The sequence below is a fragment of the Rhodopirellula europaea 6C genome (assembly GCF_000338295.1).
GTDB lineage: Bacteria > Planctomycetota > Planctomycetia > Pirellulales > Pirellulaceae > Rhodopirellula > Rhodopirellula europaea.
This window is the reverse complement of sequence record NZ_ANMO01000113.1, coordinates 48,776-61,224: the sequence shown is the minus strand read 5'-3', so window position 1 is coordinate 61,224 and position 12,449 is coordinate 48,776. Positions and strand designations below refer to the sequence as shown.

Annotated in this window: 9 protein-coding genes; 6 read left to right on the top strand and 3 right to left on the bottom strand. The window is 56.3% G+C overall.

All coding sequences use genetic code 11. The features are described 5' to 3' along the window. Positions 1–177: 177 nt before the first annotated feature. Positions 178–1,440, bottom strand: coding sequence for a CCA tRNA nucleotidyltransferase (locus tag RE6C_RS11110; RefSeq protein WP_008656636.1), 1,263 nt, complete (start codon positions 1,438–1,440; stop codon positions 178–180). 162 nt (positions 1,441–1,602) lie between these two features. Here RE6C_RS11110 and RE6C_RS11105 point away from each other — a divergent pair, with 162 nt between their 5' ends. The 5 genes from RE6C_RS11105 to RE6C_RS11085 all read left to right on the top strand — a co-directional run bounded on the left by RE6C_RS11105 (position 1,603) and on the right by RE6C_RS11085 (position 8,282). After that, positions 1,603–2,040 carry a hypothetical protein gene (locus RE6C_RS11105; RefSeq protein WP_236615996.1) on the top strand — a complete coding sequence of 146 codons (438 nt, stop codon included), beginning with the start codon at positions 1,603–1,605 and terminating at the stop codon, positions 2,038–2,040. A gap of 197 nt (positions 2,041–2,237) precedes the next feature. Beyond that, positions 2,238–4,898, top strand: a complete 2,661-nt coding sequence (gene ppdK, locus RE6C_RS11100; protein WP_008656633.1) for a pyruvate, phosphate dikinase — start codon at positions 2,238–2,240, stop codon at positions 4,896–4,898. 865 nt (positions 4,899–5,763) lie between these two features. Beyond that, complete coding sequence (locus tag RE6C_RS11095) at positions 5,764–6,966, top strand: glycosyltransferase (protein WP_008656631.1); 1,203 nt, start codon at positions 5,764–5,766, stop codon at positions 6,964–6,966. Positions 6,967–7,318: 352 nt separating this feature from the next. Next, positions 7,319–8,098 carry a hypothetical protein gene (locus RE6C_RS11090; protein WP_008656630.1) on the top strand — a complete coding sequence of 260 codons (780 nt, stop codon included), beginning with the start codon at positions 7,319–7,321 and terminating at the stop codon, positions 8,096–8,098. Next, complete coding sequence (locus tag RE6C_RS11085; protein ID WP_037250244.1) at positions 8,076–8,282, top strand: hypothetical protein; 207 nt, start codon at positions 8,076–8,078, stop codon at positions 8,280–8,282. Before RE6C_RS11090 ends, RE6C_RS11085 begins: the two co-directional genes overlap by 23 nt. A 141-nt stretch (positions 8,283–8,423) precedes the next feature. On the opposite strand, the gene RE6C_RS11080 is transcribed toward RE6C_RS11085, so the two are convergent. Beyond that, positions 8,424–9,674 (bottom strand): sensor histidine kinase, encoded by a 1,251-nt coding sequence (locus RE6C_RS11080; protein WP_008656626.1) that lies wholly within the window; start codon positions 9,672–9,674, stop codon positions 8,424–8,426. Between the two features lie 95 nt (positions 9,675–9,769). Here RE6C_RS11080 and RE6C_RS11075 point away from each other — a divergent pair, with 95 nt between their 5' ends. Then, the gene (locus tag RE6C_RS11075) at positions 9,770–10,513 is read left to right on the top strand and encodes a ribonuclease E inhibitor RraB (protein WP_008656624.1); all 744 of its coding nucleotides are present in this window, start codon (positions 9,770–9,772) and stop codon (positions 10,511–10,513) included. A 235-nt stretch (positions 10,514–10,748) separates the two neighbouring features. Here RE6C_RS11075 and RE6C_RS11070 read toward each other — a convergent pair whose 3' ends face one another. Continuing rightward, positions 10,749–12,272: a BBP7 family outer membrane beta-barrel protein gene (locus RE6C_RS11070; protein ID WP_008656621.1), complete on the bottom strand. Its 1,524-nt coding sequence runs from the start codon at positions 12,270–12,272 to the stop codon at positions 10,749–10,751. Positions 12,273–12,449: the final 177 nt, after the last annotated feature.

Here is a 12,449-nt window from a genome sequence, read left to right as displayed (position 1 = left end):
CGGTTGGTGCTTTCCGCCGGGCTCGTTTTGCGATGTGCGACGTTCTACCTCTTTCGACGAGCGTCAACGACTCGGCGACGATTTTGGGCCGGACGTCTCGCTTTGTTCCAAAGCATCGGCTGGGGGGCCATGTGTGACATGGCCTACGGTTGATCTTGGAAGACGCCTCGATTGAGATCAGGGTTTGTCTTGGAGGGCTCGCTTCAGGGCTTCTTCTCGCGACGTGAGTTTGCCGTCGAGTTGATCGTCGCGAATCGATCGCAAGATGGATTTGAATCCGGGACCGGGACGCATTCCGTTGGCGATCAAGTCGGCACCGGTGACCAAGGGTTGCGGATTGAGTTCGTCGGGATCTCCCGACAAGGCTCTCGCGGCGCGAGCGACACCGCGTGATTTTGGTGCCAAAGCGCGAGCGGTCGCGACGATGATTTTCGCGTCTTCCTCAATCAGGATTGGCTGCAGTCGCGACCACCGCAAACCGTCGCACTGGGTGATCGTTTCGGCGTGAGTCAATGCTGCTTCGATCGCACGCCGTTCAGCGACGGAAAGCTTCCAGTCATTGAAGATGAATCGCAGGCATTGGATGGAATCGCCGGGCAAGTGAAAAAGGGCGAGCGCCATGGCAACTTCGAAAGAGCGATGTTTCGTCGCTTGGACGGCTCGCGAATATTCCGTCCAATTCATCGAACGCAATTGGGGCCAAATATGCAGCGACAGTCCGGTGTCTACCAGTGTCTCCAATCCGAAATCGCTTGCCGACGACGTCATCACGCGTCGCATTTCCGCGCCGATGCGTTCGCCGCTGACGACGCTGATGTCGCTAGCGTGGTTCTGAATCGCGGCAAAAGTTTTGTACTCGATCGAAAAACCGAGAGTTGTCGCAAAGCGAACCGCTCGAAGCATTCGGAGTTTGTCTTCTTCGAAACGCTGCGTCGCCTTGCCGATCGTTCGCAGGTGGCCTTTTTCGAGATCTTCCATGCCGCCGACGTAGTCGACCACTTTGGACTCGAACAAGTCGTAGAACATCCCGTTGATGGTAAAGTCGCGTCGCATGGCGTCGGCTTCCGCATCGCCGTAAGTCACGCTGTCAGGCCGACGCCCGTCGGAGTAATTGCCGTCGGCGCGGAACGTCGCCACTTCGGTCGGCATCAGTTTGGTCGAAGAATCGTCCGTCGAGGCGGATCGCGGTGGCAGCACGCCGATCACGCCGAAGGATTCTCCGAACGCCAGCGTGCTGCGTTTACCGAAAACTTCGCGAACGGATTCGGGCGTCGCATCGGTCGCGACGTCGAAGTCCTTGGGTTTTCGACCCAGCAATGCGTCACGGACGCAGCCTCCGGCCAAGACAGCGACGAATCCGGCGTCTTTCAATTCAGTGATGATGCGAACCGCTTCGGCGGCTTCGGGCGAATTCAGAATTTCGGTCGGGAAGTCAGGCATCGAACAGCGGGGATCGGACAATGGGAGGTCGAGGATCGTGGGGCGACGATTTGACGGAGCGTCGTTCCGCCCGAGTTTCGAAAAGACGCTACCATACCGAAACGATTGATTCTGCCGATCATCGTCGGTCCATCCCATTTTCTCGCACGTTTGAATTTTCCGTTGTCCGCTGATTCCGCTTCTTCGCCCGACCGATTCTCTGATGCGGAATTGGTCGCATTCTTGGATGAGCAACTCGAGCCCTCGCGGTCGTCCGAGATCGAGCAGGCGGTGCGCGAGGACGAAAAACTGCGTCAGCGGCTGATTCAGTTGCGAGGCCAAGATGTTGCCGGATTGCACACAATTGGTGCGATTTGGCGTCGTCAGCGGCTGTCGTGTCCCGACCGATCGACGCTGCAGGCGTACGTCGCCAATCAGCTGGACGCCGAGATGGCGGACTACGTTTTGTTTCATTTGACTGAAATCGGATGCCGCGTTTGTCGGGCCAATTTCGATGATTTGAACCAAGAACTCGCTCGCGGGCGCTCCGCCGAAGAAGCCGCGACACGGCGTCGGCGATTGTTCCAAACCAGTGCCGGGCATCTGCGCCGCCAGGACTGACCACCGGGATGTTTGGTGAGCGTGTCGATCTGGTGACAGCGCGACGTGCCGCGACCAAGCCCCAAACGGTGCGAAAACCCCGTGATTTTGCCGGTTTCAGACGTCTTGACTGATTGACCTAACTACGTGTGCCAAATACGCTTTGCGGCCAAACGTTCTTTTGATTTCCAAACCCCACACAGGGATTGACAGCGACGATGGCAAAAAAAGACAAGATGGTTTACTACTTCGGCAAAACAAAGACCGAAGGAAAAGGCGGAAGCAAAGCCATCCTGGGCGGTAAAGGCCTGAACTTGGCCGAAATGACTTCCATCGGACTGCCGGTCCCTCCCGGGTTCACGATCACCACCGAAGTCTGCGATGGCTACTACAAAGCCGGCAAGAAACTTCCCAAGGGATTGATGGACGAAATTCAGGACGCCGTCAAAATCCTGGAAAAGGAACTCGGCAAGAACTTCGGCGACAATGAAAACCCATTGCTCGTTAGCGTCCGTTCCGGTGCTGCCGTCTCGATGCCCGGGATGATGAACACCATTTTGAACCTCGGTCTGAATGACGAAGCAACCGAAGGTTTGGCCAAGGCGACCAAGAACGAGCGTTTCGCTTACGACGCTTATCGCCGCCTGATCAACATGTACGGCGACGTCGTCATGGGACTGCACCACGAGCAGTTCGAAGCTGCCTTTGACAAGGTCAAGAAAAAACACAACGTCACCGAAGACACCGAAGTTCCCGCCGAAGGTTTGCGTGAACTTTGCGAAGCCTACAAAGAGGTCTACAAAAAAGGCACCGGCGAAGACTTCCCACAAGACCCGATCAAGCAACTTCAGTTGGCCATCGAAGCCGTCTTCGGTTCATGGAACGCTGACCGAGCGATCAGCTATCGCCGCATCGAATCGGCCAAGGGCAACACCGAGATCAACAACTTGATCGGTACCGCCGTGAACGTCCAAGCCATGGTTTATGGCAACATGGGCGACGACTCCGGAACGGGCGTTGGTTTCACCCGTGACCCCAACACCGGACAAAACAAGTTCTACGGTGAGTTCCTGATCAACGCTCAGGGCGAAGACGTTGTCGCTGGTATTCGTACCCCACAACCAGTCGCTCAAATGGCGAAGTGGGACAAAGCGGCTCATAAGGAGCTGATGGAAATCAAGAAGAAACTTGAGGACCACTACACCGACATGCAGGACATCGAGTTCACGATTGAGCGTGGCAAGTTGTTCATGTTGCAAACTCGAAACGGCAAACGAAACGGCATCGCGGCCGTGAAGATCGCTTGCGACATGGTCAAAGAAGGTTTGATCACCGAGAAGGAAGCTGTCCTTCGCGTTCCTGCATCGGACCTGACTCACTGCTTGTTGCCATCGTTCAAACCCACCGCTCGCAACGCGGCTGACGTGTTGTGCCGTGGTCTCAACGCATCGCCAGGTGCCGCGGTTGGTAAGTTGGCTTTCACCGCGACGGAAGCTCGTGAGCGTTTCGAAGCCGGCGAAGACGTAATCCTCGTTCGCCGCGAAACCAGCCCCGAAGATGTCGAAGGCATGTCGGCTGCGGTTGGTATCTTGACCAGCACCGGTGGAGCAACCAGCCACGCTGCTGTGGTTGCTCGCGGTTGGGGCAAGTGCTGCGTCGCTGGTGCCAGCGAAGTGGAAATCAACGAAAAGGGCAAGACGATCACGGTCGGCGGACGCAAGTTCACCGCCAAGGACACGATCAGCCTGGACGGCACGACCGGCGAAGTGATGGCTGGCGAAGTCGAAACCCAAGAGCCCAAGTTGTCCGGCGATTTCGCCAAGTTGATGAAGTGGGCCGACGAGTACCGTCGTCTTTCGATCCGCACCAACGCGGATTCGCCCGCCGACAGCAAGCGTGCTCGTGACTTCGGTGCCGAAGGCATCGGACTGTGCCGCACCGAGCACATGTTCTTCGAAGCTGATCGCATCATTCACATGCGTGCAATGATTTTGGCCGAAGACGAAGATGCACGTCGTGCCGCACTGAAGAAGTTGTTGCCGTTCCAACGCAAAGACTTCGAAGGCATCTTCAAAGCGATGAAGGGTTGCCCAGTGACCGTGCGATTGCTCGATCCACCATTGCACGAGTTCTTGCCTCACGAGGCAGCTGCTCAAAAGCAAATGGCAGAAGAGTTGGGCGTCAAACCTGCGGAAATCAAAAAGCGTGGTGCGGCTCTGCACGAGTCCAACCCAATGCTTGGTCACCGTGGTTGCCGTCTCAGCGTGACGTACCCCGAAATCCTGGAAATGCAGGTTCAAGCGATCGTCGAAGCAGCCATCAGCTGTGCCAAGAAGAAGATCGACGCTCAGCCTGAGATCATGATCCCATTGGTCGGTACCGCCGCTGAACTTCGTATCTTGCGTGAAAAGGTCGAAGAAACGATCGAAGCCACCAAGACCGCCAAGAAGTTCGAAGGCGAGCTGAACATCTTGATCGGTACTATGATCGAGATTCCTCGTGCTTGTTTGACCGCAGACGAAGTTGCCGAGTACGCCGACTTCTTCAGCTTCGGTACAAACGACTTGACCCAAATGACGTTCGGTTATTCCCGCGATGACGTCGGCGGATTCCTGCCCGATTACATCGAGGCAAAGATCGTTCCCGTTGACCCATTCCAATCGCTGGACACCAGCGGCGTTGGACAGTTGGTTGAAATGGGCGTCACCAAGGGCCGCAGCATCAAGAAGAAGCTGAAGGTCGGTATCTGTGGCGAACACGGTGGTGACCCAGCCTCGATCGATTTCTGCAACTCGGTTGGACTGGACTACGTTTCGTGCAGCCCGTTCCGCGTGCCAATCGCACGTTTGGCCGCTGCTCAAGCTGCTTTGAAAGCGTAGTGAATCGAGCCAAACTGGCACCATTCCACGAATGATTGATAGGCCGCGAGACCGGAGAAGCCCTCCGCCTCGCGGCCTTTTTTTTGTGCGTTGGCAGCAGGCCAGGTCATGACTTGGGATCGACGCCGATGCTGTGGAAGAACGCGAGTCGTGACATTAAAACACAAGAGGGCAATCACTCGTCTGGTCACCATTGCCAGGTGGAACCTGGCCTACCGGGGTCGCTAAAATCCCGACGTCGTCCACGTAGGCCATGTCCCACATGGCGTTGTTGAAATGCCGTGACAATCGACACTCGCAAAGGAGCATCGGTTGGTGTGCTGGCCTCGCTTCTTTCGAAGCATCGGCTCGATACGCCAGGTGGAACCTGGCCTACAGCTGGTCACCATTGCCAGGTGGAACCTGGCCTACTGGCTTCGTTACCATAGTCCACGTAGGCCATGTCCCACATGGCATTGGTTGAAATGTCGTGACAACCGACACTCGCGAAGGAGCGTTGGTTAGTGTGCTCGCCTCGCTTCTTTCGAAGCATCGGCTCGATCGCCAGGTGGAACCTGGCCTACGGCAATTGTTCGACGGTGCTGCGTTACCGGGTTCGCTATAATCCCGACGTCGTCCACGTAGGCCATGTCTCACATGGCATTGGTGAAATGCCGTCACAATCGACACTCGCGAAGGAGCGTCGGTTGGTGTGCTGGCCTCGCTTCTTTCGAATCATCGGCTCGATCGCCAGGTGGAACCTGGCCTACAGCTGGTCACCATTGCTAGGTGGAACCTGGCCTACTGGCTTCGTTACCATAGAATTGATGATGGTGACCAAGCACGGACGCCGGCCAACAACTCTCCATCCCAACCAGTCTGCCACATGCCACTCCGCCGAGTCCTATTGATGGCCAGTTCGATGCGTGGCGGCGGAAGCGAACTGCAAACCGCGATGTTGGCTCGGCACCTGGATCGCGAACGGTTCGACGTGCATTTGTATTTGACACAGGCGGTCGGTGATCTGCTGAGCACCATTCCGGATGATGTCACGATTCATCATCCGCCCGAATCCTTTCCGCCGCGAATGTTGGATCGAATTCCCGGTGGGATGCTGAAACGACAGGCCGAATGGTTTCGCGATCTCGTTCAGCGGGCTGAAGTGGATGTGATCTACGATCGGACGTTCCACATGACGCTGATCGCCGGTCATCCGATCGTCCATCGCGGATCGGCGACAAATCGTTGTCCGCGTGTTTCGACGATCGTTAGTCCTCCTGATGTGGCATTGCCGCTGGTCGAGAAGCGATTCGTGTGGTTGAAACGTCAACGGCTCGCTCAGGCGTACCGGCGGAGTGCGGCGGTGGTCACGGTCAGCGAAGCGGCACGCCAATCCGCGATTCGGTATTACGGATTGCCCGAATCGCTCGTGAAGACCATTCGCAATCCGATCGATTTGGATGCGATTCGCGATGCGGCGGGCGCGGACCCGCCCGGTCGAGAACCGGAGGATTCGCTGCGATTGGTCGTCGTTGGACGAATGACGGAAGAAAAAGGTCACGCGACGCTGCTCAGTGCGATCGGCATTTTGGCCGAGAACTGGCCAGAGCAGTTGCCGACGCTTCATTTTCGATTGATTGGAGACGGGCCGCTTCGCGGTAAGCTCGAATCTCGATGGAAAGACATGGTGTTGGCGGCTGGGCCGAAGGATGCGATTCACCGAGTCGAGTTCGCCGGTGCGATCCAGCCCGCATGTTCTGAAATCGCCGCGGCGGACGGATTGGTCCTGCCTTCGCATTTTGAGGGGCTGCCGAATGTGGTCCTGGAAGCATTCGCGTTGCAGACCCCGGTCATCGCGACTCGGGCCGGGGGAGCGGTCGAGTTGCAGAGATCGCCCGACGAGCCGACGTGTCACTGGGCCGATCCAGGCGACCCAGCTTCATTAGCAACTGCCATCCGCGAATTCGCCGAACAGGCTGACCAGAGGAAGCTGCACATTGCCAATGCGGACCGGTTGATTCGCGAAAATCACGATTTGCGATCGGCGATCGACCAGATCAGCGATCTCTTGGGGCGGGTTGGAGCGTAGGACAACGGCACTTCGACGATCGTTGAACGCCCAGACGTCGAGCTGGTTCATCTCGCGTTGTGCTCATTCCCCGCTGGTGCGATTTCACCACGAGGCCTGGCCCTCATCTGTAGCGGGGGATGAACACACACGAATCGCCGTGCGGACCCTCACAATCGCTACACTTTCCTTCGAATTGGAGGGTGTCGTCAATTGCGACGGGTTTCAGGCAATTTTGTTGACACTCATTTTTGGGCGTAACTATACTTTGGAATGAAATTCCCGACCTCTTTTCTCCATCCGGAACCGACCACCCATGACCCTACTCGGGAAATCCTTTTCGGTCATAATCCTGCTTCTCAGCGGGGTTTTCATGGTACTGGCACTCGCCGTCAACGCGTCCCATCGCAACTGGCGTGACGTCGTGCTCGGACCCACGGGTTTGAAGGCCCAGATCGAAACCATCGCTCGCACCAACGAACAACTTCGTGATTCAAGGGCACGCACGCAAGCGTCCTTGGATCGCGAACAAGCCGCTCGTCGGACCGCTTTGGCAGCTCTGCAAACTCAGCTGGATCAGTTGGAGTCGCAGTTGCGAGAGAGTGAGTCGACTGTACAGCAGTTGCAGGCCAAGAGCACTGAATTGGCTCAGACCGACCGGGCTCGTGCGGAAGAGTTGGAGAAAATGACGGCAGACAATGCTCGTTTGCGAGAGCAAATCCGCACCGAGCAACAAGATCGCGACACCTTGTTCGCCCGCACGTTGGAATTGACCGACCAAATGAACAGCCTTCGCGGCGTGGTTCAATTGCAACAAGATCGCAACGATCAATTGCATACTCAGGTGACGCGATACAAAGAAGTCGTCGACGCCGCCGGCTTGAACATGAACGATCCGCTCGATGGTGCTCCGCCGGAACGCAACGGCACCGTGCTGGTGGTCAATCGTCCTCGCAAGTTGGTCGAAGTCTCGATCGGCTACGACGATGGTCTTCGCAACGGTCACTTCTTGGAAGTCACCCGTGGCGGCCGCTATGTGACTCGTTTGAAAGTGCGTGAGACGGAACCCGATCGTGCGGTTGCCGAAATCATGCGGGACTACAGCGAAGGCGTAGTGGAGGAGGGCGATCGTGTCGACACTTCCATCGAATGATGCACCCACGGGCAAGCAACCACCGAGTGTTTATACGGTGATGTTGTTGCTGGCGATGTTGTTCATGTTGATCGCGGTCATCGCGATGTTCGTGGAACTGAATCGCTGGGGACCCGACTACTACAAAACCAACACGGCGCGTCCAACCGTGATGCTGACAACGAACAGTCCCTTGATTGGCTGAGACTTCGCAGCAAGAAATTGAGTCCTCGCACCCAGACCTTCGTGTCTGGGTGTTCTCGTTTCTGCTTGACTCATAGCCGTGCCCGCTCAACCGAACCGGTTGCGGCAAGTTGACGTTGTCTGCGGCGGAAACGAGAGACGACTACTGCTCGCCGGTCGATTCAGCGGATTTGACGTCGGTTATGGCCGTCGATCCGGTGATCACCTCTAGCAAACGGTGAGTCAGTTTTGGCGACTTTTGGCTCTTCGATTGAGAGACATCGGTCGGCCAATGCGTGATGGCTGCGGCACCGCCAAGTGGTGATTCGTCAAAACGAATGGTGCCTCCACAGGAAAGCACCAATTTGCGGACCATGGCCAAACCCATTCCGCCTTTGCCGCTCGCACGGTCGCTCTTCAATGTTTCGAACATCCGGAACACTCGTTCACGGTGTTCCTCCGGGATTCCTTGCCCATCGTCTTCCACAATGACTTCCGCGGTCCCGTCTTCGTTTATGCCACCTCGGATGACGATCGTCCCCGAAGGGCCGGGATGGTGTTTGATTGCGTTGTCGATCAGGTTCACCATCACTCGCATCACCGGCGACGAGTTCCCAATGATGGTTGGCAGCTCCGAATCCAAACGAACTTCAAAGTCATCCGGGGCTTCGACGAAGGCGATCGCTTCCGAAACAATTTGGTTTAGATCGACAGGTTCGGTCGACGTATAGCTTTGGTCAATCCTAGCGTAGGCCAACAAACCGTCGAGCAACGATTGCATGCGAGCGATTTGTTTGCCCATCGTGGCACAGTGTTCGAGTACCGACTCAGGGACTTCGAGTCCCGCCTCTTCCATGTCCTCGCGGATCCAGGCGGTTAGGTTTTGCAAACCGCGTAGAGGTGAACGCAGGTCATGTGAGGCGACGTAAGCAAATTGTTCGAGTTCTTGATTGCTTCGCTGCAATGATTCGTTTGCGCGAATACTGTCCTCTAGTGCTGCGTCGAGTGCCTGTTCAATCTCGATTCGCCGGGTGATATCTTGATGAGTCCCGATCATCCGGACCAAGTTGCCGCTGTCGTCGTAGATGAAATCTCCGATCGACTCGATCCAACGGTAGCCGCCGCTGGAATGTTGAAGGCGGTAGACGTTGAAATATTCCGACGGCTTCCCATCCGTCACCGTCGCCAATTGGCTCATCGCGCGGTCGTAATCATCCGGATGCAGGCGATCCTTCCAGCTTTGAAGACTCCATTGGAAGTCGGGCGGGAGCCCCAATTGGTTGAGTAGCTCTTCGGACACCTCCACGTGAGACGATTTCACGTCGAAAACCCAATAGCCAAGCTTCGCGGTTCTCGTGGCAATGCGAAACCGAAGGTTGGTTTCGATCAGCTGTTTTTCAATGTCCGTCGTCATGGTTGAAAATGTATCACAACGTTGCCTCGCGATGGGCCACAACTGTTCAGATCGTTGGTTCTGGCGGGCGTTGCCGAATCTGGTAATCTGGCGGCATGAATGAATCATCCGACGAGTCTGGTTTGGCCTTCGACATCGACGCCCTTTTCTCGTATCTGGTCGACGAGTTAGGAGTTGATCTATCGATCCCGATGGACTGGACCTTCACACTTCGAGGGACCGACATTGGGCAACTCAAGTCGATCGCCGACACGCTGGACGACTATCAATGCGAACTCGAAGAGGCCGTCGAAGAAATCGATCGCCAGGGTCGTTTGTCGCTCGGACGTCCGATGCTCAGCGTCGTCAAAACGGGAGCTCTCGTTCCCAGCGAAGTGAAGAAAATCGCGGACCAGATGCAGCAGATCGCGAGCCGGACCGGCATCAAGTACGAGGGTGTCGAAGTCTTCGATGCAATCGATGACGACGAGTTGTTCGATTGGTTGAGCTTGGACGAAGCCGTGTGGCGACTCCGGCACTTCAGCGACAGCGGAATGAACCCAGGCGAAGTGCTGCCGTGGGTGTTCCTGCTGATGGGGAACTCATTGGAGCAAATGCAATCGCTCGCGGAAGCTCTCGTCGCCGGCGGGTTCGACAACAGCCAAGCGGACGAAGATCCCGATGAAGACGGACGCTTCGGCGTCTTTGTTTTTCAGGAAGGCAGCAACGACGAAGAACGCTTGGTCGCGGCCCACCGACAGATCACAAAAATCGCGAGCGACTATGGGGCGGAGTTTGAAGGCATTCAGTTTTTGTCAGAAGAGGACTTCGTCGACGTTACAGTCGACCTAGACGGCTGATCAGAACAAGCCGCTTAGCGTTGCATTGTGCGGACGCGTTGTTGGTTGCAAGCGTTGTCGTTTTCAGCCGTGTTGTCAGCGCATAAAAAAACGTGCGAGGATTGAAATCCCCGCACGTCTCGATTCGCTTTCGCCGAGCAGTCTCCGACTTGGAACCCCGGACAGTTATCAAACCGGAGTCCACCCGGCAGAACCTACCGCCTATCAGGAACTGGAAGCTCCTGCCGAGTTCAGCTTAGAAGTCGATGACACAACCGAGGTCGATGCCGTGGGTGTACAAGGAACTGTCCTTGCGTTCTGAGGCTGGCTGAGCCAGTGCAGCGGGTGGCGAGGTGATCGCGTCGCCGTTGTAAACGTTGTTGATGTTGTCGCCGGCCAACAAAACGTCATCCCAGTAGATGAAGCTGTAGCCAACGGACATCGAAACGTTCGGACGGAACTGGTAAGCCAGCTTCACGTTCGCTTCGGGTGCGAAGGTGAACTTGTCTTCGTCCAGTGCAGTCGTGTTGAACGTGTCGCCCAAGGCGAGAACACCACCGTTGGTCGAATCGGCTGGAACGCCACCAGTGGTGAACGTACGCAAGCCGGTGCCACGGTAGATTTGTTCCATGTTGCCCAAGTGAACCTTGGTCAACGTCTTGAACGACCACTTGCCACGATTGATTTGGCTTTCGAAACCAATTTGACCACCGAAGAATCGGTTTTCGGTTTCGATCAAGTCGCTGATGTCGGTACGGTCGCCGACGAGTCCACCCAAGGCATCCGTCGTTTGGATGCTGGTGCTGTTCACGCTCAAGGTATCGTCGATACCGAAGTGCGAGAAACCACCGATCAAGTCGGTGCGGAATCCTGAACCGCTGAGCATTTTCATGCGAGCGTAGGCTTCCGCTGCGTAGATGTCGAGCGAGCTTTCAGCCGAGAACGAACCTTCGAAGTCATCGCTGCCGGCGACTCCCGTGTTCGCAATCAGAATGCTGTTGTCCGACGGGATGTTGGTGTCATAGAACGGGCGACCAAACGAGTTGGCAGCACCGTTGACGATTCCGCCCGAGCTGGCGCTTTCGCTGCTTTCGCTGAGCCACCAGAAACGACCGCCGACACCAAAGTCATCGCTGAGGTTCTTGCCGATGTCGATGCGGAATCCAGCCGACAGGTCGCCGCCCAAGGATTCGTCGCCACCGAAGATGGTGGTCGTGCCGGGGACGTCCAATTCAGGAGCCGCACCAGTCGCGTTTTGAGTGATCAAAGGAGTGGTCGAGCGAGCTTGTGTGAACCACAGCAACGCTTCGGCAGTCATCCACATGTCATGCTTTTGCATCATCTTGCGAACGGGACGCTTGCGACATTTGCCACAGTCTCCGCCGCAAGACGATCCACAGCTGCTGGCCATCTCGTAGGAGCTGCCCATGTCGTAGCTGTTGCCACAATCGCCCGTGCTGCATCCGCTGCCGGTGCTCATGGCGTAGGGATCGTTCATCATGGGAGCAGGCGTTGGAACGCTACTTCCTTGATGGTCGCCAACGAAGGCAACTGGCTGAAGCGATTGAGCTTCGTCGCCGTAGAACGATGCCGCCATGTTGTCCGCGGAGTAGTCGACATCGTCATAAACGATTTCGCCTTCCTCTGCGGTCACTGGAGCAGCACCGGTGTAGTACTGATTGATGTCCGAGTTGCCTTGATCCGCCGCCGAGGCAGATCCAGCTGACAGCATGGCTGCCAACGCGAGCAACTTCCATTTCGTCGTTTTTTTCGTTTCCATTGGTACTCTCGTGTAGTCCGGGAACACGGGATTCATCTGGTTAACTGTTTCGACCAGATTCAGCGGACCATTCAGAACCAGCCCTACCCTAGGAACAGCCGACGCAGATTGCCTGTTTTGAACCCCACCTGTGGTACAAGTTCGCTATCTTTCCTCAAAGTCAGATAAAATGGTGTT

Coding starts and splice junctions, on each gene's coding strand:
- RE6C_RS11110 (WP_008656636.1), bottom strand. CDS start 1,440: ATGCCTGACTTCCCGACCGAAATTCTGAATTCGCCCGAAGCCGCCGAA.
- ppdK (WP_008656633.1), top strand. CDS start 2,238: ATGGCAAAAAAAGACAAGATGGTTTACTACTTCGGCAAAACAAAGACC.
- RE6C_RS11095 (WP_008656631.1), top strand. CDS start 5,764: ATGCCACTCCGCCGAGTCCTATTGATGGCCAGTTCGATGCGTGGCGGC.
- RE6C_RS11090 (WP_008656630.1), top strand. CDS start 7,319: ATGGTACTGGCACTCGCCGTCAACGCGTCCCATCGCAACTGGCGTGAC.
- RE6C_RS11080 (WP_008656626.1), bottom strand. CDS start 9,674: ATGACGACGGACATTGAAAAACAGCTGATCGAAACCAACCTTCGGTTT.
- RE6C_RS11075 (WP_008656624.1), top strand. CDS start 9,770: ATGAATGAATCATCCGACGAGTCTGGTTTGGCCTTCGACATCGACGCC.
- RE6C_RS11070 (WP_008656621.1), bottom strand. CDS start 12,272: ATGGAAACGAAAAAAACGACGAAATGGAAGTTGCTCGCGTTGGCAGCC.